Annotated in this window: 22 protein-coding genes; 16 read left to right on the forward strand and 6 right to left on the reverse strand. The window is 73.4% G+C overall.

Going from position 1 to position 24,813, the window contains the following annotated elements:
• Positions 1 to 18 precede the first annotated feature (18 nt).
• The 11 genes from IPK37_07905 (at position 19) to IPK37_07955 (ending at position 10,281) form a co-directional block, all read left to right on the forward strand.
• On the forward strand, positions 19 to 423 hold the full coding sequence (locus tag IPK37_07905; GenBank protein QQS02748.1) for a lycopene cyclase domain-containing protein: 405 nt from the start codon (positions 19 to 21) through the stop codon (positions 421 to 423).
• Positions 416 to 733, forward strand: a complete 318-nt coding sequence (locus IPK37_07910; protein ID QQS02237.1) for a lycopene cyclase domain-containing protein — start codon at positions 416 to 418, stop codon at positions 731 to 733. Before IPK37_07905 ends, IPK37_07910 begins: the two co-directional genes overlap by 8 nt.
• On the forward strand, positions 733 to 1,479 hold the full coding sequence (locus IPK37_07915) for a class I SAM-dependent methyltransferase (GenBank protein QQS02238.1): 747 nt from the start codon (positions 733 to 735) through the stop codon (positions 1,477 to 1,479). The genes IPK37_07910 and IPK37_07915 overlap by 1 nt, the downstream gene beginning before the upstream one ends.
• A 65-nt stretch (positions 1,480 to 1,544) precedes the next feature.
• On the forward strand, positions 1,545 to 3,164 hold the full coding sequence (locus IPK37_07920; protein QQS02749.1) for an FAD-dependent oxidoreductase: 1,620 nt from the start codon (positions 1,545 to 1,547) through the stop codon (positions 3,162 to 3,164).
• The gene (locus IPK37_07925) at positions 3,161 to 3,664 is read left to right on the forward strand and encodes a DUF2505 domain-containing protein (GenBank protein QQS02239.1); all 504 of its coding nucleotides are present in this window, start codon (positions 3,161 to 3,163) and stop codon (positions 3,662 to 3,664) included. Before IPK37_07920 ends, IPK37_07925 begins: the two co-directional genes overlap by 4 nt.
• Before the next feature lie 120 nt (positions 3,665 to 3,784).
• On the forward strand, positions 3,785 to 4,396 hold the full coding sequence (gene idi, locus IPK37_07930) for an isopentenyl-diphosphate Delta-isomerase (GenBank protein ID QQS02240.1): 612 nt from the start codon (positions 3,785 to 3,787) through the stop codon (positions 4,394 to 4,396).
• Positions 4,393 to 5,961 carry a phytoene desaturase gene (gene crtI, locus IPK37_07935; GenBank protein QQS02241.1) on the forward strand — a complete coding sequence of 523 codons (1,569 nt, stop codon included), beginning with the start codon at positions 4,393 to 4,395 and terminating at the stop codon, positions 5,959 to 5,961. The genes idi and crtI overlap by 4 nt, the downstream gene beginning before the upstream one ends.
• 80 nt (positions 5,962 to 6,041) lie before the next feature.
• Positions 6,042 to 6,521, forward strand: a complete 480-nt coding sequence (locus IPK37_07940; protein ID QQS02242.1) for a DUF1579 family protein — start codon at positions 6,042 to 6,044, stop codon at positions 6,519 to 6,521.
• 167 nt (positions 6,522 to 6,688) lie between these two features.
• Complete coding sequence (locus tag IPK37_07945) at positions 6,689 to 7,432, forward strand: CPBP family intramembrane metalloprotease (protein QQS02243.1); 744 nt, start codon at positions 6,689 to 6,691, stop codon at positions 7,430 to 7,432.
• 30 nt (positions 7,433 to 7,462) lie between these two features.
• Positions 7,463 to 8,953: a tryptophan-rich sensory protein gene (locus tag IPK37_07950; GenBank protein QQS02244.1), complete on the forward strand. Its 1,491-nt coding sequence runs from the start codon at positions 7,463 to 7,465 to the stop codon at positions 8,951 to 8,953.
• Positions 8,950 to 10,281 carry an FAD-dependent oxidoreductase gene (locus tag IPK37_07955; protein QQS02245.1) on the forward strand — a complete coding sequence of 444 codons (1,332 nt, stop codon included), beginning with the start codon at positions 8,950 to 8,952 and terminating at the stop codon, positions 10,279 to 10,281. Before IPK37_07950 ends, IPK37_07955 begins: the two co-directional genes overlap by 4 nt.
• Positions 10,282 to 10,358: 77 nt before the next feature.
• Here IPK37_07955 and IPK37_07960 read toward each other — a convergent pair whose 3' ends face one another.
• Positions 10,359 to 10,865 (reverse strand): pyridoxamine 5'-phosphate oxidase family protein, encoded by a 507-nt coding sequence (locus IPK37_07960; protein ID QQS02246.1) that lies wholly within the window; start codon positions 10,863 to 10,865, stop codon positions 10,359 to 10,361.
• 534 nt (positions 10,866 to 11,399) lie between these two features.
• Here IPK37_07960 and IPK37_07965 point away from each other — a divergent pair.
• The 5 genes from IPK37_07965 to IPK37_07985 all read left to right on the forward strand — a co-directional run bounded on the left by IPK37_07965 (position 11,400) and on the right by IPK37_07985 (position 19,850).
• The gene (locus tag IPK37_07965; GenBank protein QQS02247.1) at positions 11,400 to 12,644 is read left to right on the forward strand and encodes a polysaccharide deacetylase family protein; all 1,245 of its coding nucleotides are present in this window, start codon (positions 11,400 to 11,402) and stop codon (positions 12,642 to 12,644) included.
• A 77-nt stretch (positions 12,645 to 12,721) separates the two neighbouring features.
• Positions 12,722 to 14,518, forward strand: coding sequence for a serine/threonine protein kinase (locus tag IPK37_07970; GenBank protein ID QQS02248.1), 1,797 nt, complete (start codon positions 12,722 to 12,724; stop codon positions 14,516 to 14,518).
• 33 nt (positions 14,519 to 14,551) lie between these two features.
• On the forward strand, positions 14,552 to 17,035 hold the full coding sequence (locus IPK37_07975; GenBank protein ID QQS02249.1) for an ATP-binding cassette domain-containing protein: 2,484 nt from the start codon (positions 14,552 to 14,554) through the stop codon (positions 17,033 to 17,035).
• Between the two features lie 278 nt (positions 17,036 to 17,313).
• Positions 17,314 to 18,732 carry a polyhydroxyalkanoate depolymerase gene (phaZ, locus tag IPK37_07980; protein ID QQS02250.1) on the forward strand — a complete coding sequence of 473 codons (1,419 nt, stop codon included), beginning with the start codon at positions 17,314 to 17,316 and terminating at the stop codon, positions 18,730 to 18,732.
• A 239-nt stretch (positions 18,733 to 18,971) separates the two neighbouring features.
• Entirely contained in the window at positions 18,972 to 19,850 is an 879-nt protein-coding gene (locus IPK37_07985) for a LytR C-terminal domain-containing protein (GenBank protein ID QQS02251.1), read from the forward strand.
• A 27-nt stretch (positions 19,851 to 19,877) separates the two neighbouring features.
• Here the strand turns inward: IPK37_07985 and IPK37_07990 are convergent, their stop codons facing one another.
• From IPK37_07990 to IPK37_08010, 5 genes are all read right to left on the reverse strand, one after another.
• Complete coding sequence (locus IPK37_07990; protein ID QQS02252.1) at positions 19,878 to 20,339, reverse strand: MarR family transcriptional regulator; 462 nt, start codon at positions 20,337 to 20,339, stop codon at positions 19,878 to 19,880.
• 4 nt (positions 20,340 to 20,343) lie between these two features.
• Complete coding sequence (locus IPK37_07995) at positions 20,344 to 21,228, reverse strand: alpha/beta hydrolase (GenBank protein QQS02253.1); 885 nt, start codon at positions 21,226 to 21,228, stop codon at positions 20,344 to 20,346.
• A gap of 81 nt (positions 21,229 to 21,309) precedes the next feature.
• On the reverse strand, positions 21,310 to 22,548 hold the full coding sequence (fahA, locus tag IPK37_08000; GenBank protein QQS02254.1) for a fumarylacetoacetase: 1,239 nt from the start codon (positions 22,546 to 22,548) through the stop codon (positions 21,310 to 21,312).
• Positions 22,545 to 23,501 (reverse strand): hypothetical protein, encoded by a 957-nt coding sequence (locus IPK37_08005; protein ID QQS02255.1) that lies wholly within the window; start codon positions 23,499 to 23,501, stop codon positions 22,545 to 22,547. The genes fahA and IPK37_08005 overlap by 4 nt, the downstream gene beginning before the upstream one ends.
• Entirely contained in the window at positions 23,498 to 24,736 is a 1,239-nt protein-coding gene (locus IPK37_08010) for a homogentisate 1,2-dioxygenase (GenBank protein QQS02256.1), read from the reverse strand. Before IPK37_08010 ends, IPK37_08005 begins: the two co-directional genes overlap by 4 nt.
• Between the last annotated feature and the right edge of the window lie 77 nt (positions 24,737 to 24,813).

Below are 24,813 nucleotides of genomic sequence, written 5' to 3' on the forward strand. Positions count from 1 at the left end.
TACCAGTACCTGCTGCTGATGGCCGGGTGCCTGCTCATCACGCTGCCTTTGGAGCTGGTCCTGCGGGCGCGGGTCTACGCGCGGCCGCGGCGGCTGCTGCGGGCCCTGTGGCCCGTCGTGCTGCTCTACTCCGCGTGGGACGTGCTCGGCATCGTGCGCGGCCACTGGGCGTATTCGCCGCGGTACACGACGGGCTGGCTCATCCCGCCGCTGGGGATGCCGGTGGAGGAGCTGGTCTTCTTCCTCGTGGTGCCGATCTGCGGGCTGCTGACCTACGGGGCGGTGGGGACGGTGCTGCGGTGGGGTGCGGCCGTGCGCCTCCGGCAGGCCGGGGCCCGACACGGGGAGGCCCGACCGGCAGAGACCCGGCAAGCGGGCGACCAGCGTGCGGAGGCCCGGCGGGCGGGGGGTGGCGATGCCTGAATACACGGTGCTCGCCGTCGTTTCGGTGGTGGCGGTGCTGGCGGCCGAACGCTTCTGGTACCGGACGGGCCTCCTGCGCACCGGCCGCTATTGGTGCGCGATGGCGATCGTGGGCTTCTTCCAGGTGCTCGTCGACGGCTGGCTGACCAAGCTCAGCGCCCCGATCGTGCGCTACGCCCCCGAGCATCACCTCGGCATTCGCGCCCCCTGGGACATCCCGGTCGAGGACTTCCTGTTCGGGTGGTCCATGGTGACGCTGGCGATCCTGGGCTGGGTCCGCGCCGCCAGCCACGAGAGGAACGAGATCTGATGTCGCCCATCACGGCCCGCGACGCGACGGTGACGGCGGAATTCGACCGCATCGGCGCCCACTACGACCGCCTCACGGGCATGTCGCCGGGCTACGACCAGCAGCTCTACAGTTCGGCGCGCAGCCTGGTCGGCCTGCTGCCGGACGACGCCACCGGGGGCGCCGCGCCGCGGCCGGTGCGGATCGCTGACATCGGCTGCGGGTCGGGCTCGTCCACCGCCGCGCTGGTGCGCGCCCTGCGCGAGAGCGGCCGGCCGTTCGCGGTCGAAGGGGTCGACGGATCGGCCGGCATGCTGGCGCAGGCCCAGCGCAAGACCTGGCCCGCCGAGGTGTCCTTCCGGCACGCCCAAGCGCAGGACCTCGTCGCCGAGCAGCCCCGGTACGACGCGGTGTTCGCCGCCTACCTCGTCCGCAACGTGCCCGACAAGGACGCCTTCCTGCGGGTCGTGCGGGACATGCTGCGCCCCGGCGGGGTGCTGCTGGTGCACGACTATGGCGTCGCCGGCCGCCCGGTCGATATCACCGCCTGGACCGCGTTGTGCTGGGGCATCGTCATCCCGTCGGCCTGGGTCGTCACGCGCCGGCCCCAGCTCTTCACGTACCTGTGGCGCAGCGTGCTGGACTTCGACACCGACGAGCGGCTGCGGGCCCGGCTGTCCGACGCAGGCTTCGCCGAGGTCGGACAGCGGCCGGTGCCGGGCTGGCAGCGCGGCATGGTCCGGGCCACCTGGGGGCGCCGGCCGTGAGCGATCTGCTGCGCGCGGTGGGCGCCACGGTGCCGGCCGTGGCGCGCGCCGCGCTGCCCCAGCGGATGCGCCCCGGACGGCCCACCTGGACGCCGGGCCGTGACTCGCGGGCGGTGCGCCTCCCCGCCCGGCCGGGAACGTCGGGTGCCGAGCCCCTCGACCGCGCCGCGTCGGGGGACCGCCGCGCCGACGGAGTCCCGCGCGTCGCGGTCGTCGGTGGCGGCATCGCCGGGATCTCAGCCGCGGTGGCGCTCGCGGACCGCGGCGTGGCCGTCACGCTGCTGGAGGCGCGCGATCGTCTCGGCGGCCGGGTCCGGAGCTGGCCCGTAGCGGTGCCCGGCAGCCCGGTCGCACCGGGCCTGACCGGCGGCGACACCATGAGCCGCGGGTTCCACGCGTTCTTCCGGCAGTACTACAACCTGCGCTCCGTCCTGCGCCGCGTCGACCCCGACCTGCGCGGGCTGCGCCCGGTCACCGACTACCCGCTGCTGCACGCCGACGGCACGCGCGACTCGTTCACCGCGATCCCGCGCCGACCCCCGTTCAACATCGCCGGGTTCGTCGCGGCCAGCCCCTCCTTCGGGCTGGCGGACCTGCCGCGCGTCGACCTCCACGCCGCCCTGGGCCTGCTCGACGTGGACTTCCCGGCGACGTACTCGGCGTACGACGGCGTGAGCGCCGCCGATGTGCTCGACCGGCTCCGCTTCCCGCCCGGCATGCGCGACCTCGCGCTGGAGGTGTTCGCGCGCAGCTTCTTCGCCGACCCGCGCGACTTCTCCGGCGGCGAGCTGATCGCCATGTTCCACACCTACTTCCTCGGCTCCGCGGAGGGCCTGCTCTTCGACGTCTCCGCCGACGACTTCGACACCACCTGGTGGCGGCCCCTCGGCCGCTATCTCACCGACCGCGGGGCGCAGATCCGGTGCGACACCGCGGCGGTCGCGATCGAGGACGACGGCCGGGGACGGCGGGTGGTGCAGGCGGACGGCGAGCGTCTCGCGGCCGACGCGGTCGTGCTCGCCGCCGACCGGGCCGCCCTGCAGCGGATCGTCGCCGCGAGCCCCCGGCTCGGCGACGATCCCTGGCGGGCCGCCGTCGCGCGGGGTCGGCTGGCGCCGCGCTTCGTCGTGCAGCGCCTGTGGTTCGACCGGCCGATGCGGCCGGACACCGCCCCGTTCGTGGGGACCGCGGCCTACGGCTACCTCGACAACGTCTCGGCGGTGCACCTGCTCGAGGAGGGCGCCGCGGCCTGGGCCCGGCGCACCGGCGGCAGCGTCGTGGAGCTGCACGCGTACGCCGTACCGGACGAGGTCCACGACGCCGAGGTGGTGGCCGACCTGCGTCGGCAGCTGGCCCGCCTGCACCCCGAACTGGACGGCGCCGCAAGGGTCCACGAGGAGCTCCTCGTCGAACAGGACTGCCCCCTCGCCGGGACCGATCCGTGGGCGGCGCGACCGGGGGTGGCCACCCCCGACCAGGCCGTGGTCCTCGCGGGCGACGGCGTACGGTGCGAACTCCCCGTCGCCCTCATGGAGCGTGCCGCGACGACCGGGCTGCAGGCCGCGAACCTGCTGCTCGACCGCTGGGGCCTGCCGGGACACGACCTGTGGAGCGTGCCCACCTCGACCAGATTCGGCCCAGCCGTCGGCGCCGCCCGGCGGCTCCTACGCCAAGGAGCATCATGACGATCCGACGTACGTTGTCCTGGACCATCCCCGGCACGCCCGCGGAGATCGTCCGCAGGCTCGGCGACCCCGCGGTGGCGCGGGCCCGCGTCGAGGCCGAACCGGCCCTGCACGCCGAGGTGACCGAGCTGGCCACGGACACCCCCGACGGCGCGGCGCTGGTGATGGCCGTCTCCGCCGGGATCCCGCAGGGCTGGGTGCCGGCCAGGGTCGCCGCCAACCTGCCGGGGCAGCCGCGCATCGTCCGTCGCGAAGTGTGGCGGCTGCACGATGACGGTACGGCGGCCGCCGACATGACCGTCGGCGTCGAGGCGCTCCCGGCGACGACGATGGCCGCGAGCGCGGGGTTGGAGCCGATGGACGCGACGCGCAGCACGCTCACCTACGAGGTGCAGCTCTCCGTCGCGATTCCGCTGGTAGGGGCGGTCGTCGAGCGTGCGGTCATCGAGCAGATCTGCCGCGGGTACGAGAAGGAGGCGGCCGTCATCCGGGGCAGCTGACCGCGCCGCTCGCCCGCCCGCGCCGCCCGCCCACCGCTCGCCCGCGCCGCCGCCGCCGTCCGGGCCGCCGTTCGCGTCTCGCTCTTCGTTTTCCGTCTTCGTCCTCGGAGGATCATCACCGTGCTCTATCCCACCCCCGCCCCCGACGCGCTCGCCGAGGAGTCCGACCTCGTCGTCCTCCTCGCCGAGGACGGCACGACGACCGGTACGGCGCCCCGCGACCAGGTGCACGGCGCCGACACCCCGCTCCACCTGGCCTTCTCGACGTACCTGTTCGACCCCGCCGGCCGCCTCCTGCTCACCCGCCGGGCGCTGACCAAGCGCACCTGGCCGGGGGTTTGGTCCAACAGCTGCTGCGGGCACCCCAAGCCGGGCGAGGCGGTCGTCGAGGCCGCGGGCCGGCGCGTGCGGGAGGAACTGGGCGCGGAGCCGCGGGATCTGGCGCTGGCGGTGCCGGACTTCCGCTACCGGGCCGTCGACGCCAGCGGCATCGTCGAGCACGAGATCTGCCCCGTCTTCGTCGGGAAGGTCGACCCCGCCGAGCTGAGCCCGGACGCCGACGAGATCGCCGAGACGACCTGGGTGCCGTGGGAGGCCGTGGTGACCGCGGCGCGGGCCACCCCGATGCTGCTCAGCCCCTGGGCGGTCCGTCAGATCCCGCTGGTCGCCCAGATGGAGTCGTCGCTCTGGGGCGGGGACCGGCCGCACGCGCAGGGCGGGCTGTCCGCGTGAGCCATGTCGTCGTCATCGGTGCCGGCCTGGCGGGCCTGGCCGCGGCGTGTCACCTGCGCGGCCAGGGGCACGAGGTCACGGTCCTGGAGCGGCAGGCCGGTCCGGGGGGCCGCGGGATCCGGTTGGAGCGCAACGGATTCACCTTCGACACGGGGCCGACCGTGCTCACCATGGTCGACCTCGTCGACGAGGCGCTCAAGGCCGTCGGCGTCCGCGCCCATGACGTCCTCGACCCGGTCCGGCTGGACCCCGCCTACCGGGCCCTGTTCGCCGACGGGTCCACCCTGCACGTGCGCCACGGCCACGAGGCGATGCGCGCCGAGATCGCCCGGGAGTGCGGCTCGCTCGACGCCGCCGCCTTCGACCAGTTCGTCGCCTGGCTGCGTGAGCTCTACCTCGTGGAGATGCCGCACTTCATCGACGCCAACTTCGACTCCCCGCTCGACCTGATGCGCTCCCCGCGGGCCGCGGCCCGGCTGATCCGGCTCGGCGGCTTCGGGCGACTCGGGCCCGCGATCCGGAGCCGGTTCCGGGACCCGCGGCTGCACCGGCTGTTCTCGTTCCAGGCCATGTACGCCGGCCTGGCGCCCGAGCAGGCGCTCGCGATCTACGCGGTCATCACCTACATGGACAGCATCGAGGGGGTCTGGTTCCCGCGGGGCGGGATGCGCGCGGTCCCGGAGGCGATGGCCGCCGCCGCGGCGGCCGCGGGGGTGGAGTTCCGCTACGACCGCACCGTGACTCGCGTGCTTACCCGCACCGACGGGGTCGTCGCGGGGGTGTGCGTCGAGCCGTCCTCGGCCGGACCGCACGGCGAGCCGTCGTCGCCCGGGCCGTACGTCGAGGGCGCGCGGGCGCCCGAGCGCATCGCCTGCGATGCCGTGATCTGCACGCTGGACCTGCCCACGGCGTACGACCGGCTCCTGCCCGACCTGACCCCGCCCGTCGCAGTGCAACGCCCGACGTACTCGCCGTCCGCCGTCGTCTGGCACCTCGGCGTCCGTGGGGTGCCCCAGCAGGCGGCGCACCACAACATCCACTTCGGCGCCGCCTGGGAGGACGCCTTCGAGGACCTGCTGACCCGGGGCGTGCGAATGCGCGACCCGTCCCGGCTCGTCTCGGTGCCCTCGCTCGACGACCCCACCGCGGCGCCGGAGGGATGCTCGACGCTGTACGTGCTGGAGCCCGTGCCGAACCTCGCCGCCGGCCGCCTCGACTGGGCCGTGGAGCGCCCCCGCGTGCGCGATGAGCTGCAGTGCTTCCTTCAGCAAGCGGGGTACCCGACCGAGATCGTCGCCGAGGAGCTGGTCGATCCGACCGACTGGGCGCGGGCGGGGATGGCCGGGGGGACGCCGTTCGCGCTGGCGCACACCTTCGCCCAGACCGGTCCGTTCCGCCCGCCCAACGTGGAGCGCCGCCGGCCGGGCCTGTTCTTCGCCGGGTCCGGGACGGTGCCCGGCGTCGGCGTACCCATGGTGCTCATCTCCGGCAAGCTGGCCGCGCGCCGCGTGGCCGCCTACCTGCCCGCTCTAGGGCGGACGGCCTCGCCGTCCGCCCCGCGATGATTTCGCCACCCCTTCGCGGTCTGTCCTTCGGCGGGTCCTCCAGGACCGTCCGTGGGACCGGCGACACACGAGGAGCGGACATGACGCAGGAACGGCTGCCCCACCACGAGTTGGGCGTCTTCATCGGCAACTGGCAGGCAGAGGGCACGACGTACGGCGGGCCGGACCAGAACCCGACCGACCCGAAGGCCGAGCGCCACCCGTGGCGGAGCATCCACACGGCGCGCTGGTACTCCGGAGAGTTCTTCGTCCTTCAGGACGAGCACGCGAACGGGCCCTTCGACACCCTGATGCTGCTCGGCTGGGACGCGGAGGAGGGGCGGTACTTCGCCCGGACCGTCTCCAACCTCGGGTTCGCCCGCGACTACACGATGGAGCTGACCGGGTCCGATGGGTCCGACGGGGCCGACGGGGGCCTGACCTGGCGGCTGAGCGGCGCCAGCGAACGCGCGACGTACCGCTTCGTCGACGACGGGCGCAACCAGGAGATCTCCTGGGAATGGCGGCCGGACGGCGAGTGGCTGCCGCTGTGCGACCGGACGGCTCGCAGGATCGACTGAGCCGGGTTCGAGCAGGCTCAACCGGGTTCACGGGGTTCAACCAGCGTTGGGCGGGTTCGACATCGGTTGCGGACGAGGCGCGCCGGTGTTCGACTACTGGCGCCGCCTCGGATCGCCGCTCGATCCGCCCGCGGCGATCCTGCTGTCGACGCGAAGGGACCACCGCGATGGACGCGCGTGACGGAGCGCCGTCGCGAAACCCCGTGACCGAGCTGCGCGCCTTCTTCGCCGCCGCGCTGGTCAATCCCGTGACGCGCGACCACCTGGACACACCGGCGCAGTGGCGCCGCCGCCAGATCGTGGTCGCCATCACGCTGGTGCTCGGCGCGGTGACGCTGGGCCGCGCCCTCGCCGTACAGCCTGGTGACCCCCTCTTCTACCCCGCGACCCTCGCCGTCGCGGGCATCTGGGCCGCGGGGGCGTTCGCGTCCGGGAAGCTGCACCTGGGCCGGGCGCACACGCGCACCGGCACCGAAGGCGGCCGCGCGGTGCTGCAGGGCTTCCTGCTGGGCGCCCTGCTGCTCGCGATCTTCTGCGCGGGCGCCCTCGTCGTCGGGCGGATACCGGTGCTGCGGGAGCCGGTCGAGAACCTGCTCGACCATGCCCGATTCGGATCGCTGGCGGTCGTCGCGATGATCACCGCCGTGAACGGCATCGCGGAGGAGCTGTTCTTCCGGGGGGCCGTTTACGCGGCGATCCCCAAGCGGTTCAACCTCGTCGGCTCGACGATGCTCTACGCCCTCTCCACGGTGCTCTCCGGCGTGCCCCTGCTGACCTTCGCCGCGGCCGCGCTCGGCCTCCTGACCGGCGCCCAGCGCCGCGTGACCGGGGGCGTGCTGGGCCCGATCGTCAGCCACCTGACCTGGTCGCTGGGGATGCTCTTCCTGCTGCCGCACGCCCTGGCCGTGTAGTCCTGTTCCCCGACGATCCGAGGAGTCCTCATGTCGCGCACCGCCCTGGTCACCGGAGCCAGCGGGTACGTCGGGGCGCAGCTGGTCCCGCAGCTCCTGGCCCAGGGCTGGGACGTGCGCGTGCTGGCCCGCACCCCCGATCGGCTCCCCGCCGCCTGGCGGGACCGGGTCGGCGTCGTCGAGGGCGACCTGGGTGACCGGGCCGCGCTCGCGGACGCGCTGCGGGACGTCGAGGTGGCCTGGTACCTCGTGCATTCCATGGACGGCAAGGGCGGGTACGCCGAGCGGGACCGGCGCCTCGCGGAGGGTTTCGCCGCGGCAGCCCGGGAGGCGGGCGTGGGCCGGCTGATCTACCTCAGCGGACTGCACCCCCGCGACGCCCGGCTGTCCGAGCACCTCGGCTCCCGCGTCGAGGTGGGCGAGATCCTGCTGGCCTCGGGCGTGCCCACCGCGGTCCTGCAGGCGGGGGTCGTGCTCGGCGCGGGGTCGGCGTCCTTCCAGATGCTGCGCCACCTGACCGAGCGGCTGCCGCTCGCCTTCGGCCCGCGCTGGCTGCGCAACCGCATCCAGCCCATCGCGATCGACGACGTGGTCTTCTACCTCGTCCGCGCCGCCGACCTCCCGCCGGACGTCAACCGCACCTTCGACGTCGGGATGCCCGAGGTGCTCACCTACGCCGCGATGATGAAGCGGTACGCCCGGGCCACCGGCCTCAAGCCGCGGCACATGGGCGCCGTGCCGGTGCTGACCCCCGGCCTGGCCAGCCACTGGGTAGGGCTGGTCACCCCGGTCCCGTCCGGCGTCGCCAAGCCGCTCGTGGGCAGCCTCATCAACGACGCCGTCGCGCACGAGGACGACGCCCGGACCGTCCTGGGGGTGCCGGAGGGCGGGCTCACGTCGTACGACGACGCCGTGCGCGCGGCGGCCACGACGTACGACCCGAAGCGCTGGGGACGCACCGCGACGCGCGTCGGCGCGGGCGTGCTGGCCTGCGCGGTCGCGGGCTCGGTGCTGACGACGCCCGATTCGCCGTGGTACCGCGCGCTGCGCAAGCCCGCGTGGCAGCCGCCCGCGGCGGCGTTCCCGATCGTGTGGACCGCCCTCTATGGCACCGTCTGGGCCGCCGGCAGCAGCGCGATCTGCGAGCTGGCCGAGTCCGACGCGCCGGGGCAGGGGCCGGAGGCGGCGCCCCGGCTGGGCCGCGCCCTGGCCGTCAACCTCGCCCTCAACACCGCCTGGAGCGGGCTGTTCTTCCGGGCTCACACGCTGCGCACGGCCGCGGTCGGGGCCGGCCTGCTCGCCGCGAGCTCGGCGGACCTGGCCCGCCGCGCCGCGCCCACCGGGGCAGGGAAGGCGGCAGGGTTCGGGGCGTACGCCGCCTGGTGCGCCTTCGCGACCGCCCTCACCGCCGAGGTGGCGCGCCTCAATCCGCCCTTGCGACCCGGGTCCCGAGCCTTGCCCCGATCGGTGCCCAGACTCGTGTCCCGGGCCGGCGCGTTCTGGCGGGGGAAGTCGCGATGAGCACCGTGGTCGTCGTCGGGGCGGGCCTGGCCGGGTTGCGCTGCGCCGCGCGGCTGGCCGAGCTGGGCCACGACCCCGTGGTGTTGGAGGCGGCTGACGAGGTCGGCGGGCGACTGCGCACTGATCGCATCGACGGCTACCTGTGCGATCACGGCTTCGCGGTGATCAACCCCGCCTACCCGGCGCTGCGCCGCTGGGTCGACGTCACGGCCCTGGACCTGCAACCGTTCCGGGCCGGGCTGCTGGTGCGCACGGACGCCGCCGCGGACCTGGCCGTGCTCGCGGATCCGCGCCGCGAGCCCGGGCTCCTGCCGGCCACGCTGCGCAGCGGCTACCTGGACCCGCGGGAACTGTCCGCCCTGGCGCGCTGGGCGGCGCCGGTGCTCGGACCGGTGCGGCGCCTCCTGGGGGGCCCGGACCAGCCGCTGGCGGAGTCGTTCGACGCAGCCGGCCTGACCGGACGCCTGCGGCACGAGGTCCTCGACACCTTCCTCGCGGGGGTTCTGGTGGACTCGCACGGCACGACGTCGGCGACGTTCACTCGACTGTTGGTGCGGATGTTCGTGCTGGGCTCGCCGGGTCTGCCCTCCCGCGGGATCGACACGCTGCCGCGGCTCATGGCGGCGGCGCTGCCGACGCCGGTGCGCACCGGCGAGCCCGTCGAACAGGTCAGCCGCGCGGGTGCGGGGGTGGTGGTTCGTACGCCGAGTGCGAGCTACGAGGCCGCCGCCGTCGTGCTGGCGACCGCCCCCGCGGCGCTGCCGCCGCTGCTCGCCGGGCTGGAGGGGTCGCCGGCGGGCCGCCCCGCTGGCGCAAGCGGTCTCGGCGACCTGCGGCCCATGCACGGGCTGGTGACCTGGTGGTTCGCCACCGACGAGCCGCCGCACCGGCTGGCCATGCTCGCCGTGGACGGCCGCCGCGGGCCCGGCCGGCTGCTGCCCGGGCCGGTATGGAACGCCGCGGACGTGACCGCGGCCGCCCCGACGTACGCCCCCGCCGGCCGGCACCTGGTCCAGGCGACGACGCTGCTCGACCGGCCCGACGTACCGGCGGGCGAGGCGGACGTGCGGCGCCATCTGGCCGAGATCTACGGCCGCGACACCGCGGGCTGGGAGGTCGTGGCGCGCCACGAGATCCGCGACGCGCTGCCGGCGATGCCGCCGCCGCTGCGGCCGCGCTTGGAGCTGGCGATCAGTCCCGGGGTGTTCGTGTGCGGTGACCACCGCGACACGGCGTCCATCCAGGGGGCCCTGGTGTCCGGGCAGCGCGCCGCCGACGCGGTCGCGACCGCGCGCACCGGTGCGCCCGCCGGCTCGACCCCGAACTGAACGCCGGGCCGACCGGGCGGTGGGCCCTGAGACCGGGGCGGCCGGGCGTCAGACCAGACGCCCGGCCGAGCGGGGCGTCAGCTCATGTCGACGACGGCGTGGTCGCCCTCCGGCGCGGTCCCTCCGGTCGCTAACGCCTTGACCAGGCCGATGACCTGGACCACCTTGCCGGGGCTGTCCCAGTAGTGCGCCGTCTCCGTGGTCACCTTGAGCAGGGCGACGTCCGGGTCGTCGTGCTCCAGCCCGAAGTAGGCCTTCGCGAACGGCGACCACATCTCCTTGTTCTTGGCGACGTCGTGGACGATCTCGCCGCGGCCCGCGAGCGAGACCCACCGGCCCTCCTCGGTGTACGCGACGTTGCACACCGCATCCGCGCGGACCTGCGCCGCCAGGGGCCCAATCGCCCGGCAGAAGAACCACACCGTGCCGTCGAACTCGCTCTCCTGGCAGGCCAGCGGGCGGGACACCAGCAGGCCGTCCTCGTTCCTCGTGGTCACCATGGCGGTCCGCTGACCCTTGATCAGCTCGACGACGTGCTCCACGGCCTCGCGGTCGGTCCTGGTGGGGGTGGGCTGGTCGGTCATGAGGACTCCTCGCGTTCGGCGGTACGGGTGTGGGGAGTCAAACACGGCCGGGGGACGGGCGCCCGGGTGAGACGGCCGTCGTCCTGGTTGCCGACGGAGCCGCAGGTGGCGACCCGAGCAGGACGGGCAACCTTAGACACGCGACGGGCGTGGGCGGTTCGGCCAGAGAGGGCCGCCCGGCCGGGCGGGAGGCGTCGCGCAGGGCTGGCTCGACGAGTTATCCACAGCACGACCGTTCACGACCTGCCCTTTTGGTGCCATGGCACCCTTTGCGCAGGTCACGAACGGTCGCATCCCGTGATGCCACGCTTCGGAGTCTGACGGCGAAAATGCGCTCTGGACGGCGCTCCGCGCCCGGCCGAGGGGGCGGTCATGTCGCCCTGTTCCAGCTCGAGATCGCCTGTCACCGTTACCATTTCAGGACAGATCGACCGTTTGTCGGCTCGCGCCGCCCAGTGCGCGGGCTGCCGCCAGCTTCTCGGGGACCCGCTGTGACCGCCGTACTCGCCAGGCCATGCCCGTAAGACCGCGCCCGTGCCGCCGCAGACCGCGCTCGTGACGTCGCGCCGTACGTCTCGTCGCGCCGACCGACGCCGTACCGCTGGCCGCGACGACCGAAGCGGGACCGCCGCTCGGCCGCCGCGCCGCCGGGGCGGGCGCCTCGGCCTGGTCCTGTCGCTGACGCTGGCCCTGTGCGTGGCCGGCCTGGCCGGCTGCGCCGGCGAACCTTCTTCCGGCTCCTCCGACCCGTCGTCCGGCGCTGCCGACGCGGCGGGCGGGACCGGCGCGTCCGGCTCGGGAGCGAGCCGGGCTGCCGACGCCGGCCCCACGCCGACGACCCCCGCGGTGACCCGCCCCACCCAGGCGACGGTGACCGTCTACGGCCCCGACGTCGACGCGCCCGGGGCGTTGCTGCCGATGGTGGTCACGGCACACGGGACGACCGAGCAGGAGGGCGTGGAGTTCGCGGTCGCAGTGGCCGGCCAGGCAGGCACGTGCGAGGGCCCGAAGTGGCGGCACGCCGACGGCCTCTCCCAGAAATGCTGGGTCACCCTCCCCGCGGCCCCCGGAAAGACGCAGGTCACCGCGACGGCGAGGCTGAGCGGGCCCGGCTGGGTCGCGCAGGCGGCGGGCGGCACGTACGGCGTCGCGGCCACGGGACCGCCCGCCATCGCACCCTCCCGCGAGGAGCGCGACCGGACCCGTCGGTGCGGCAACACGACGGACGAGGTCTGGCTGACCTTCGACGACGGGTTCGAGTCCGCGGCGGCACTGCACGCGGTAGTGGACCGGCTGACCGCGGCCGGCGTGCGCGGCCGGTTCTTCGCCGTGGGCACGTGGGCCCGCTCGAATCCCGCGCTGGTGGCGGAGATTCGGCGCCAGGGCCACCTCGTGGAGAACCACAGCGGCAGCCACCAATGGCTCAACACGCTGGGGGACGCGGCCCTGCGCACGGAGATCGCCAACGGCCCCGCGGCGGACGAGCCGCGGCTGTTGCGACCGGGGTACGGCGGTGGGGTCTTCACCAACCGGGTCCGCGACGCGGCCGCCGAACTCGGATTGGGGCTGTGCTTCTGGACCGTCGATCCGCGGGACTGGGCCGGCCCCACGGCCGACGTCATCACCTCGCGCGTGCTGGTGGGCGACGCGAAGACGCCGCCGGTCGCGGCGGGGGGCATCGTGCTGTTCCACATGACCGGCGCCCACACGGCGGAGGCCCTGCCCCGCGTGATCGAAGGCATCCGCGCGAAGGGCCTGACGCTGGCGGCGCTTCGATGACCCCCGCGCCCACGACGACGCCCGCGACGACCCCCGCCCTGGCCACGACCCCCGCACCCGCAACTCAGGAGTGAGTCATGGAGGAACGACGACTGGGCAGCGGCTACCTTCTCGACCACCAGGTGGGCGAGGGGGCCAGCGGGCAGGTCTGGCTCGGCAGCGACCGGGCCAGGCGGCCCCGGGCGGTCAAGCTGCTCCGCCACGAGCTGGCCCACGACGCCGCGGTCGTGCAGCGCTTCGTCCAGGAACGCAGCCTGCTGGAGTCGATCCACCACCCGAACGTCGTCCAGGTCCACGACCTCGTCGTCGAGGGCGGCACCCTGGCCATCGTCATGGACTACGTCGACGGCCCCGACCTCGCCACGGTGCTCGCCGAGCGCGGCACCCTGGCGCCGCTGGAGGTCGCGGAACTCGGCCGTCAGGTCGCCGCCGCCCTGCACGCCGCGCACAGCCGAGGCGTCGTCCACCGCGACGTCAAGCCCGCCAATGTCCTCGTCGAGACCGCCACCGGGCAGGCCCGGCTCACCGACTTCGGCGTCGCCAAGATCGTCGACACCGCGCAGCACCAGACCATGCTGCTGGGGACGCCGCTCTACCTGGCCCCCGAGCTCATCGCCGGCGCGGCGCCGACCGGGGCGGCCGACGTCTACTCGCTCGGCCTGACCCTGTACGAGCTCCTCTGCGGCGTCCCCGCTTTCGACAAGCCGTCCCAGGCGGCGCTGCTGCACGCTCACACCCGAGAGAATCCCGGCCGGCCGGACGGCGTCCCCGACCGGCTGTGGGCGTTCCTGACCCGAATGGTCGCCAAGGACCCGGCCGAGCGGCCCACCGCCGCCGCGGTCGCCGACGCGCTGCGGGCGCTCGAACCCGACTGCCGCCGCGTACCGGCCGCCCCCCGCCGAGCCGCTCCGCCACCGACGGTGCCCGTCCCCGGCGCGCCGGCGGCGGCCAGCGGGGAGCCCGTGGCGTCCGGTGCGGGTGCCGTCGGTGCGACCGGTGTCGCCGGTGCGACCGGTGTCGCCGGTGGGGCCGGTACGCCGGCCGACCCGCAGGCGACCGTGCTCGGTTGGCCCGCCGACACCGCCGCTACCGTCGGCCCCGGGGCCGCCCACGCGACCCCGACGCTCGGTGCCGATCCGCGGACCTCTCCGGTGGCGCCGCTGGGCTTCGCGGGCGCCAGCGTCGCCCCGGCCAGGCCCCCGGCGCCGGCGTCGCAACTACCACCGGCCGGGGGGCGAGGCCGGCTGGTCGCGGGGATCGTCGGCGGCCTGCTGCTCGTCGGCGCGGCCGCCGTGGGCGGGATGAAGTTGGCCTCCTCCGGTTCGGGGGGCGGGGGCGCGAGCACCCCCGCGGTGGTGGCGGCCGTGGCCGGCACCAGCGCCACCCCGACGACCTCGGCGACGTCGCAGGGCCCCACCTCGACCACCGCCACCCCGTCCACGACGACGTCCACCAGGCCGACGCCGACGCCCACCACGCAGACCGCCGATCTGCCGGCCCCCGACGCGCGCGAGGCCGACGCCACGGTGATGGCGTACTCGAACCGCTTCGTCAGCGGGAATCTCACCCGCGGGGACATGCCGGCGCTGTTCACGGAGTCCGTCGAGTGGTACCAGGTCACCACCAGCCGGTCCGGGCTGTACGACCGGCTGGCCTCCATCGACCTGGTCAAGCACCGGCAGACGTACGACGCCCCGCGCTACACGACGTACGTCGGTCCGCTCACCTACCAGGGTGAGCCGGCGGCGCGGATCTCGTACCTGGTCAGCTACCACAAGCCCGGCGACTCCGGGACGGTCAAGGTCAGCTACACGGTGGTCCGCGGCGCCGACGGGCGCAGCCGCATCGCCGCCGTGTCGGAGCAACCCGTCTGACCCGCGGGTGACGTCGAGGGGGAGGGGCAGTTCATGGAGGTGGCGCAGCTGGTGGGCGCGGGCCGGTCGTGGCAGCTCGAGGCCGGCCGGTCCTATCGGGTGGGCCGAGACCCCTCGTGCGAGATCTGCATCCCGCACGACGAGGTGTCCCGGGTCCACGCGGAGGTCTTCCTCGATCCCGCCGGCGGTTGGACGATCCGGGACGGGCGGTCGCTGAACGGCCTGTACGTCGCGGGCCGGCGCGTCTCGGATGCCCCGCTGGAGGGCCCCACCGTGGTCACTCTCAGCCCGTCGCCGCACGCGCCGAGCCTGCGCGTGCATCGGCGTACCGACGCGACCCTGCCCACGCACCGACCCCCCACCCAGGTCACGGCGGGAGCCCCGCTCGTCGTGGGGGGTGTCCTCGCTGGCGAGAGCCCCGGTGCCGGCGCGGCGCCGGTGACGATCGGGCGGGCCCCGGACAACAGCGTGGTCGTCGACGATCTGCTCGTCTCCCGCCACCACCTGCGGGCCACCCCCGTGCGGGAGGGCTTCCGGATCGAGGACCTGGGCAGCCGGAACGGGTCGTACGTCAACGGCACCCCCATCACCTCCTGCACGCTGCGGCCGGGCGACCGCCTGACGGTGGGCCACCTGGAGTTCCGGATCGAGGGCGGCGCGCTGAAGATGACGCCGACCCGCACCCGGGTCTCGTTCGAGGCCAAGAACCTGCGGGTGCGGCTCCCGGTCGGCAAGCAGCTCCTGGACGATGTCAGCTTCGCCCTGCCCGAGGCCAGCCTGCTCGGCGTCATCGGTCCCTCCGGGGCGGGGAAGAGCACCCTGCTGGGGGCGCTGACGGGGGGTCGCAAGGCCACCTCCGGAGACGTGCTCTTCGACGGGCGGGACCTCTACGACAACTACGCGGAGCTGCGCCACCGGATCGGCGTGGTGCCGCAGGAGGACGTCGTCCACCGCCAACTCACGGTGCGCCAGGCCCTGAACTACGCGGTCCAGTTGCGCTTCCCCGCCGACCTGGAGCGGTCGGCCCGGGCCGCCCGCATCGCCGAGGTCCTCGCGGAGCTAGGCCTCGACGCACACCAGGACACCCGGATCGACCGGCTGTCCGGCGGCCAACGCAAGCGCACGTCGGTGGCGATGGAGCTGCTCACCCGCCCGTCCCTGCTGTTCCTCGACGAGCCCACCTCGGGTCTCGACCCGGGCCTCGACAAGTCGGTCATGCAGACGCTGCGCAGCCTCGCCGACGGCGGCCGGACCGTCGTCGTCGTCACGCACAGCGTGGCCAACCTCGGCCTGTGCGACCGGGTGCTCCTGCTGGCCCCCGGCGGCGAGGTCGCCTACTTCGGGCGGCCCGAGGGCCTGCTGCCGTTCTTCGGGCAGGAGAACTTCGCCGACGTCTTCCAGTCCGTCGCCGCCGACCCCAAGGGAACGGCGGAGCGGTTCCGCGCAACGCTGCCGGGGCCGGTGAGCCCCACGCCGCGCTTCGCGAACGATGGGGGCCCAGGCCACGCCGCGCACCACGGCCAGGGGCCTGGGCAGGGTCAGGAGCACGAGCGGGGTGCGGGGCCGGCGGCCGAGCCGCGGCGCCAGCAGCCGCGCGTCCGGCAGGCGGCGATCCTCGGGCGACGCCAGGTGCGGGTCCTCGTCGCGGACCGCTCCTATGCCCTCTTCACGGCCCTGCTGCCGTTCGTGATGGCGGCGCTGGTGATGACGGTCCCCGGCGCGGCCGGCTTCGGTCCGCCCAGCCGTCCGCCCACCGGGGAGGCCACCCAGCTGCTCGTCGTGCTGATCGTGGGGGCGGCCTTCATGGGGTTGGCGGCCAGCGCCCGAGACCTGGTCGGGGAGCGTCCGATCTTCCTGAGAGAACGGGCCGTGGGGCTCGCCCCCTCGGCGTACCTGTGGGCGAAGCTCGCCGTCTTCGGGGGGCTCGCCGCACTCCAGTCGGCGGTCCTCGTCGGCCTCGTCATGCTCGTCAAGACGCCCCCGGACGGGGCGAGCGCGCTCGGCCACGGGGTGCTGGAGATCTACCTGGCGGTCGCCCTGACCACCTTCGCGTCGGCCATCGTCGGGCTGCTGATCTCGGCGCTGGTCGCGACGACCGAGCAGGTGATGCCCCTGCTCATCGTCACGCTGATGGCGCAGCTCGTCCTGTGCGGCGGCCTGATCCCGGTGTCCGGGCGGGCGGGCCTCGAGCAGGTCGCGTGGGTCTCGCCGAGCCGATGGGGGTACGCCGCGGCGGCGTCCACCGTCGACGTCCATGGCAAGACCCGACCCCAGCCGGCCCGAGCTCCCGCCCCCGCTCCGTCCGCCTCCACTCCCTCCGCCTCCACTCCCTCCGTCGCCCCCACCCCAGTCCCTGCGCCCGTGGTGGCGGAGGCGCCGGCCACCGACGTGGACCATCTCTGGGACCACGACGCCCGGACCTGGTGGCGCAACATCGCGATGCTCGTGCTGCTGGGCGCGTTCGCGACCGCGGCAACGGCCCTTCGGCTGGCCCGCACGGGGCGCAAGGGCCCGTGATGTTGCCGCGCACGGTGGTCCACGGGATGACCGCACCCTTGAGACGACGCCAACCTGAGTGAGACCCTGTTCCCCTCCGCGGACGAACCAGCCGCCGCCGCAAGCGGCCCGGCGTGGGTCGGGGGAATCACAGGCCCGACCGACTCGGCGCTCGTCCACTGAGTGGTAGGTATGTCTAACAGACCTTAGCTTTAGAAATCCGGCTAGATCGCTCGGCACCACGAGCACCCGCGGCTTCAAGCGACGCACAGTGGCGTCGGGACGTTGAGGAGATCGAGATGGCACTGAAAACTCCGAACCTGGCGGCACTCAAGCCCCCGAAGTTGCTGGCCAAGGCTCCGAACCTGTTGACGCTGATGACGTCCGACAACGACGGGGCCTACGACGGGCCCTACAACCCCTGGTTGGACCACTTCCACCGGATCGGGGCCAACTACGTCAAGCTGCTGGCCCTCACCACGGCGATGCAGCGGGACACGCTGCACATCTACCGCGAGGTGGGCAAGACCTACGGCGAGCCCAAGATCGTGCAGCGCCTCCAGGAATACCTGGAGAAGGTCGCGGCGGCCAACGTCACCCTCATGGAGAAGCTGGCCCGGGACTACGAGAAGCCCGAGTTCGGCCTGAACTTCACGACGATCGACGGGCACAAGGTTGAGGTCGTCGAGGAGGTGGTGGTCGCCAAGCCGTTCTGCAACCTCATCCACTTCAAGCGCGACACCGAGCGCAATGACCCCATCGTCCTCATCGTCGCCGCCCAGTCCGGGCACTACGCAACGCTGCTGCGTCCCACGGTCGAGCGGCTGCTGCCCGAGGCCGAGGTCTACATCACCGACTGGCTCAACGCCCGCGAGGTGCCCCTGTCGGCCGGCGAGTTCAACCTCGACACCTACGCGGACTACGTCGTGGAGTTCATGGACTTCCTGGGCCCGGACACCAACGTCCTGGCCATCTGCCAGTCCACGGTGCCGTCGGTGATGGCGGTGGCGCGGGTGGCCGAGGAGACCCCCGAGAAGCAGCCCATGACGTTCACGGTCATGGCCGGCCCGCTCGACCCCGGCGCGGCCCCGACCGACGTCACCAAGCTCGCGGACAAGATGCACCTGCCCAGCTATCTGCTCTCGCTCATCGCGCAGGCGCCGAACGGCCGCAAGGTCTACCCGGGCTACGTGCAGCTCATGAGCTTCATCGCCATGAACCCGAAGAACCACTTCAGCAGCCACCGCGATCTCTACAACCACTACGTGACCGACGACACGCACCCCGACCGGGAGCGGATCGAGCGGTTCTACGCCGAATACTTCGCCGTGGCCGACCTCACCGCCGAGTTCTACGCGGACACCGTCAAGCGCGTGTTCATCGACAAGGAACTCGCCAAGGGCACGATGACGTACAACGGCAAACCGGTGCGGCCCGAGGCCATCACCTGCCCGATCATTGCGGTCGAGGGTGCGATGGACGACATCTCCGCGCCGGGGCAGACGAAGGAATACCTCAAGAAGTTCACCGGCTGCGAGGACATCACCTTCTACGAGCAGGAGCACGCCGGCCACTACGGCGTCTTCGCCGGTGGCCACTGGCGCGCCGACATCGCCCCGCGGATCCTGTTCAAGATCCGGGAGACGGCGGACGCCAAGGGCAAGGAATACAGCAACTACCAGACCGAGGGCATCCCGATCGAGGCCTACCAGCCGTAAGAACGCTGGGTCTGGGCTCGCCGCGGCGCGGCGACCACATCGGTACGGCGGGTGCTCGCAGGCACCCGCCGTACCGCGTTCTGACCGCCGCCCGCCCCTCCCCAGCCTCACGGGCCGGTCACTAGGCGGCAACGATCGGGTATCGAGTGCGTCGGTGCCCTTTTTTTGTGCCCGTCCGCCTGAGACTGTCGATGAGAGAAGGGAATTCGCGCGTCACCGCGAGCCTTGCGGGCGCGTCCGTGCCATCGGAGGGGTGCAACAACGTGCTCGGCAAGAACCAGGACCCGTGGGCCCGCCGACGGGTGGGCCTGTTGGTTTTCGTGCTCACCCCGGCCGTCTTCCTCGGCGGTGGGTTGCTGTCGGCCTCCAACGCGCTCAACCGGGTCATCGGTCCCCGCGAAGTGAAGGCCTGCTCGCCGGTGACGGTGAAGGCGCCCCTCCCGAACTCGTTCACGGTGAACGTGCTCAACGCGGAAGGTCCCCAGGGCGCCGCCCGCGCGGTGGCCAAGGAACTCCCGTTGCGTGACTTCAAGCCCGGCGTGGTCGGCAATGTCACGGTGGAGACGCGGGTGGTGCAGGGGGTCGGGGAGCTCCGGTTCGGGCCGGACGGCGCCGACCAGGCCCTGCTGGTTCAGATGCTCCTGCTCTCGGATGTCCGCATGGTGCGCGACTACCGACCGGACACCAGCGTCGACCTCGTGCTCGGGCCCAAGTTCACCGCGCTCAAGGCGCCGGACGGGCCGCTGGTTCGGCGGGCCGACGTCGTGGTGAACGTCTACAACACGACGTACTACGAGGGCCTGGGCAAGACGACCTCCGACGGGCTCGTGGCCCTGGGCTACAAGCGCGGCGCGGTCGGCCTCGACCCGCAGAATGCCTGGGTGCAGGACACCGCGGTGATCCGGCACGGCGCCGACGGCCTGGCGGGGGCCAAGCTGGTGAAGGAGGCCGTTCCCGCGGCCCGCCTCGTGCTGGACCCGTCGAACGGTACGACGGCGGTCGACCTGCTCATCGGCATGACCTGGCAGCCGCTGGCCACGGCGGACAAGCTCACGAAGGAGCCGCCGAAGAAGGCTCCGGGCCAGATCGAGATCGAACGGCCATGCCCGAAGGCGTGACGCCACGGCCCCGAGGGCGCGGGGCGGTCAGCCGCCCCCGCGGTCCTCGCGGGCTTCGAACGCGTCCCGCAGGGCGCCGCTGACATCGCGCAGGTAGCCCACCACGACCGCCTGCTCCGCCCCGGTGCGGCACCGACCCACGGCGTCAAGGCGCCGATCCGCGTCGCGGTAGAGCGCGGCCAGTCGCTCGGCCCGGTCGGCCGGGAGGCGCAGGAGCACCGCCCGGCGATCCTCCGGGTGGGCGGTCCGCTCGATCCAGCCGCGCTCCTCCAGGCGGCGGATGATGCCGGTGACGGTGGCGGCGTGCGTCGCCGTACGGCGAGCGAGCTCGCTGGGACTGATCTGGCCGGCGCGATGGATGATGTCGAGACAGGACAGGTCGCAGTAGTTCAGGTCGACGGCCTGGGCGACCGCGTGCGTGTGCGCGAACAGCTCGATGCGCAGGTCGACCAGCGCCGCGCGCAACGCTCCCGGGCCCGCTGAGCGCACGTCCTCACCCGGCCTGGCGGGGCTGATCGGAGCGCGCGGGAGCCTCCGGCTGGGCCGGCTGGGACGGGTCGGCAGGCTCGGCCGTGGCACCCCAGCCCAGGAACTTGCGGATGGACCGGTTGACCAGCCACGGCTGGTCGCGGTTCGACATGTGCGCGGCCCAAGGGACGATGACGAGCTTGGCCATGGGGTCCTTCAGGGGCCAGGTCGTCATGGCATACGCGATGTTGCCGGTCATGTCCAGCGTGCCGAGCACCAGCAGGGTCGGCCGGCCCAGCGGGTGGCTGTCGTCGACGTGGGCGTCGCTCCAGTAGTTGATGACCTCGAGGAAGTGCGGCTTGCCGAGGCTGACCATCGTCTTCGCCGTGTAGACCTGGGTCTTCGGGTTGATCCCGCAGGCGGCGGCGGTCGCCGCGACGATGCCCCACCACGGCCACACCCGCAGCGTCAGCTTCGACAGCGCGAGGCCGATCTTCTCCGATGGCCAGAGCCGCCGGTAGTTGTCCGTGCAGTCGATGAGGACGAGCTTGCCGACCCGCTCGGGGGTGCGGCGGGTGACGGTTTGGGCGAGGTTGCCGCCCATGGACTGGCCGATGAAGTCGGCGACCTCGACCCCGTAAGTGTCCAGCAGGGCGTAGAGGTCCTCGACCATGTCCTCGTAGCGGAACGGCCGGCCCGGCTCCAGCTGGGAGCGGCCATGCCCCCGGGCGTCCCAGGCCAGGATGCCGACGCCCTCGGGCACCACCTTGAGCTGCGGGGCGAAGGACTGGGCGTCCGCGCCGGCGCCGTGCAGGAACACCACCCACTGCCCCGTCTCGCTTGGCCGGTGCAGATAGTGGATGCGGCACCCCGGCCGCTGCAGCCCGTGAACCTCGACGTCGTGCGCCATACCCGTCAGGTTCGCAGACGGAAGCGCCTGGTGGGGCGCTCGGCGGTGTGGCTTGGGCCGCGCGCCCAACATCGTGGCGGGTCAGCAGCGCGCCGGCAGGATCGTCGCGGTCACCTCGCCGAAGTCGATGCGTTCGCCCTGGGCACCCGGGCCGCCGGAACCGGCTCCCCGCGCCGGCGCGCTGGCCCGGATCGTCACGGTGTCGCCGTCCACCAGGAAGGCTCGCTCCTCGCCGCCCACTAGGACCGGCTCGGCCCCGCCCCAGGTCAGCTCGATGAAGGCGCCGCGCTGATCCTTCCCCGGCCCGGAAATCGTGCCCGAGGCGAAGATGTCGCCGGTGCGGGTCGCGGCACCGTTGACCGTCGTGTGGGCCAGCATCTGGGCCGGCGACCAGTACATCTGCGCGAACGGCGGCCGGCTCACCGTCGTGCCGTTCCAGTCCACCTCCAGCGCGATGTCGAGGGTCCAGGGCTCGGCCATCCGCAGGTACTCCAGCGGGGTCGGGTCCTGACCCGGCACGGGGCACTTGGCCGGGGCCAACGCGAGCATCGGCACGATCCACGGCGAGATCGAGCTGGCGAAGCTCTTGCCGAGGTTCGGGCCGAGGGGCTGGTACTCCCACGCCTGGATGTCCCGGGCGGACCAGTCGTTGAAGATGACCGCGCCGAACAGGTGCCGCTCGGCCTCCTCGACCCCGATGGGGGTGCCCATCGGGTTGCCGACCCCGACGATGAACCCCATCTCGGCCTCGATGTCCAGCCGCGTGCTGGGGCCGAACACCGGCGCGGGGTCGTTCGGGCCCTTGCGCTGGCCGCACGGCCGGACCACGTCGACGCCGGAGACGACGATGGTGGTGGACCGCCCGTGGTAGCCGACCGGCAGGTGCTTCCAGTTCGGCAGCAGCGGGTCGGCGACCTCCGGCCGGAACAGGCGGCCGAGGTTGCTCGCGTGGTGCTCGCTGGCGTAGAAGTCCACGTAGTCCGCGAATTGGCACGGCAGGTGCAGGGCGACGTCGGCCACCGGGTGCAGCGCGGCGTCGAGCAGGTCGCCCTGCACCGCCTCGGTGAGCAGGGCGCGGACCTGGACCCAGGCGTCGTATCCGGCCGCCATGAAGGCATTCAGGTCGGGCCGCGCGAACCACTCCTCCGCCTGCGGCAGCGTCCCGGCCAGGGCGGTCGCGAGGTCGACGACCGTGTCGCCGACGCGCGTGGCGCAGCGCCGGGGGGCGTGGGGCGCGTCGGGGCCGCCGGCCGAGTACACGCCGTACGGCAGGTTGGCGAGCCCGAAGCCGGAGCCGGCGGGGATCGAGATCGTCGTCATCGGGATGCTCCTTGGTCGTCGGGCGAGACCCGCAGGTCGGCCGGTACGAGACCGAGGCCGACGAGCTCGGTCAGGGGGTCGGTCACCGAGCAGCTCCCGAAGGACACGAACGCTCCCCGGGTCACCACGGCGACCTCCGGGGGCCACGCGGCGATCGCGGCGGCGACGCTGGGGCCGTCGCGGTCCGCCAGGATGCGGGCCAGGTCGTCGGCGGCCGCGCCGCGCAGGGCGGCCTCGGTCGCCCGCAGGACGTTGAGGAAGCCGTGCTGCACGAAGCCCGTGCTCGGGTCGGTGTTGCGGATCGCGTGGTGGAGCCCGGCGGTCGCCTTGAACGGCAGCCCCAACTCGGCCGCAAGGGCGATGGCGCGGGCGAGCTCGGCCTCGTCCGGATAGAGGTGCGCCTCGACGCCGCCGGTGCGGAACTTCGCGCGGTGCCCGCTGTCCGCCAGCGCCTGCAGGAGCTCGGGACGGCGGTCGTCCCGGGGCACCTCGACGTACGCCTGCACGTCTGCGGGTCCGCGGGCGAGCCCCGCGTGGGTGGCGAGCGCCGCGTCGACGGACGGGACGACGTCCCGCGCGGCCAGGTCGGCGGGGACAGCGATCTCGAGCGCGACGAGCCGTACGCCGGGCAGGGTGGCCACCCGCGCCATCACCCCGGAAAGCACGGCGGGCGACGGCACGGTCACCGAGAGGTCCAGGGTGGCGGCCCCGGCAGACTCGGCGGCGGCGTCGGTGGTACTGGAGTGGTCGGGCTCGTGGGTGCGCAGCTCGGCCCAGACGTCCGGCAGGGCCTCGAGCGCGGCGGAGCTGAGCACCAGCGGGCCGACCAGCTCGGCGTACGGCGCGCGCCGGTGCCGCAGGTGCGCCGCCACCGCTTCCGGCAGCGGCGCGGAACCCGGCGGGAAGATCGCCGCGTCGTCGACCAGGCGCGCGAGGGTCGCCGAGAGGCTCACCGGCGCACCTCGGGGGACTCGCTGACCCAGCGGCCGCCGGACCAGGACGCGGCGTACGCGACGTCGTCGCAGGCCAGGCCGCCCTCGCCGAGGTCCAGCGGGCGGAAGGTGTCGACCATCACCGCGGTCTCGTCGAAGTAGTCCTTGCCCACCGAGGCCTCCATGGCGCCCGGCTGCGGGCCGTGCGCGTGGCCGCCGGGGTGCAGGCTGATCGAGCCCTGCCCGATGCCGGACCCCTTGCGGGCCTCGTAGTCCCCCTCGACGTAGAACATGACCTCGTCGGAGTCGACGTTGGAGTGGTAGTAGGGGACGGGGATAGCGCGCTCGTGGTAATCGACCTTGCGGGGCACGAAGTTGCAGACCACGAAGCCGGGCCCCTCGAAGACCTGGTGCGCGGGCGGAGGCTGGTGCACCTTGCCCGTCAGCGGCATGTAGTCGCGGATGTTGAACACATAGGGATAGAGGCAGCCGTCCCAGCCGACGACGTCGAACGGGTGGTGCGGCACGAGGTGGACCGTCCCGGCGACGCCGCCCGGCCCCCGCCCGCGGTGCTTGATGAAGACCTCCACGTGGCCTTCCTCGTCGCCCGCCTCGTCCACGAGGAGGGGCTCGGTGGGCATGCGCAGGTCCCGCTCGCAGTACGGCGCGTGCTCCAGGAACTGGCCGTATTTGCTCAGGTAGCGCTTCGGCGGGTGGATGTGGCCGCTGGCCTCCACGACGTACAGGCGGGCCGGCTCGGCGCCGGCCACCCAGCGGTGGATGACGGCGCGCGGGATGAGCACGTAGTCGCCCTGCCCCACGTCGAACGCGCCCAGCTGGGTCTCGACGCGGGCCTCGCCGCGCTCGACGTACACGAGCTCGTCCCCGATCGCGTTCTTGTACAGCGGGGAGTCGGCACCGGCGACGACGTACGAGATCCGCACGTCCCCGTTGCCGAGGAGGAGGCGACGATGCCGTACGGCGTCCGCCGTGCCCGCCTGCTCGGCGGCGAAGAGGGCGTGCGGACGCAGGTGCCGCGGCAGGAGCGGCTGGTGGGCCGTGAGCGTCTGGTCGGGCAGCTCCCAGGTCCGGCTCCCGACCAGGGCGGAGGGCACGTGGCGGTGGTAGAGGAGGGCCGAGTTGGAGGAGAACCCCTCCTCGCCCATGAGCTCCTCGTAACGGAACTCGCCCGCGGGGCCGGTGTGCACCGTGTGCCGGTGGCGGGGGATCGAACCGATCTGCCGATAGTGCGGCATCGACGGGCCTCCTGCGCCTGGTGGACGTGACGCGGCCACCCTACCGACGAGGCCGTCCCGAAGCGGACGAAAGTAGC

Source organism: Austwickia sp. (assembly GCA_016699675.1).
Classification (GTDB): domain Bacteria; phylum Actinomycetota; class Actinomycetes; order Actinomycetales; family Dermatophilaceae; genus Austwickia.

Bases quoted from the DNA above. Each gene is read 5' to 3' on its own strand.
- IPK37_07905 (QQS02748.1), top strand. From the start codon at position 19: ATGGCCGGGTGCCTGCTCATCACGCTGCCTTTGGAGCTGGTCCTGCGG.
- IPK37_07910 (QQS02237.1), top strand. From the start codon at position 416: ATGCCTGAATACACGGTGCTCGCCGTCGTTTCGGTGGTGGCGGTGCTG.
- IPK37_07915 (QQS02238.1), top strand. From the start codon at position 733: ATGTCGCCCATCACGGCCCGCGACGCGACGGTGACGGCGGAATTCGAC.
- IPK37_07920 (QQS02749.1), top strand. From the start codon at position 1,545: ATGCGCCCCGGACGGCCCACCTGGACGCCGGGCCGTGACTCGCGGGCG.
- IPK37_07925 (QQS02239.1), top strand. From the start codon at position 3,161: ATGACGATCCGACGTACGTTGTCCTGGACCATCCCCGGCACGCCCGCG.
- IPK37_07940 (QQS02242.1), top strand. From the start codon at position 6,042: ATGACGCAGGAACGGCTGCCCCACCACGAGTTGGGCGTCTTCATCGGC.
- IPK37_07945 (QQS02243.1), top strand. From the start codon at position 6,689: ATGGACGCGCGTGACGGAGCGCCGTCGCGAAACCCCGTGACCGAGCTG.
- IPK37_07950 (QQS02244.1), top strand. From the start codon at position 7,463: ATGTCGCGCACCGCCCTGGTCACCGGAGCCAGCGGGTACGTCGGGGCG.
- IPK37_07955 (QQS02245.1), top strand. From the start codon at position 8,950: ATGAGCACCGTGGTCGTCGTCGGGGCGGGCCTGGCCGGGTTGCGCTGC.
- IPK37_07960 (QQS02246.1), bottom strand. From the start codon at position 10,865: ATGACCGACCAGCCCACCCCCACCAGGACCGACCGCGAGGCCGTGGAG.
- IPK37_07970 (QQS02248.1), top strand. From the start codon at position 12,722: ATGGAGGAACGACGACTGGGCAGCGGCTACCTTCTCGACCACCAGGTG.
- IPK37_07975 (QQS02249.1), top strand. From the start codon at position 14,552: ATGGAGGTGGCGCAGCTGGTGGGCGCGGGCCGGTCGTGGCAGCTCGAG.
- phaZ (QQS02250.1), top strand. From the start codon at position 17,314: ATGGCACTGAAAACTCCGAACCTGGCGGCACTCAAGCCCCCGAAGTTG.
- IPK37_07995 (QQS02253.1), bottom strand. From the start codon at position 21,228: ATGGCGCACGACGTCGAGGTTCACGGGCTGCAGCGGCCGGGGTGCCGC.
- fahA (QQS02254.1), bottom strand. From the start codon at position 22,548: ATGACGACGATCTCGATCCCCGCCGGCTCCGGCTTCGGGCTCGCCAAC.
- IPK37_08010 (QQS02256.1), bottom strand. From the start codon at position 24,736: ATGCCGCACTATCGGCAGATCGGTTCGATCCCCCGCCACCGGCACACG.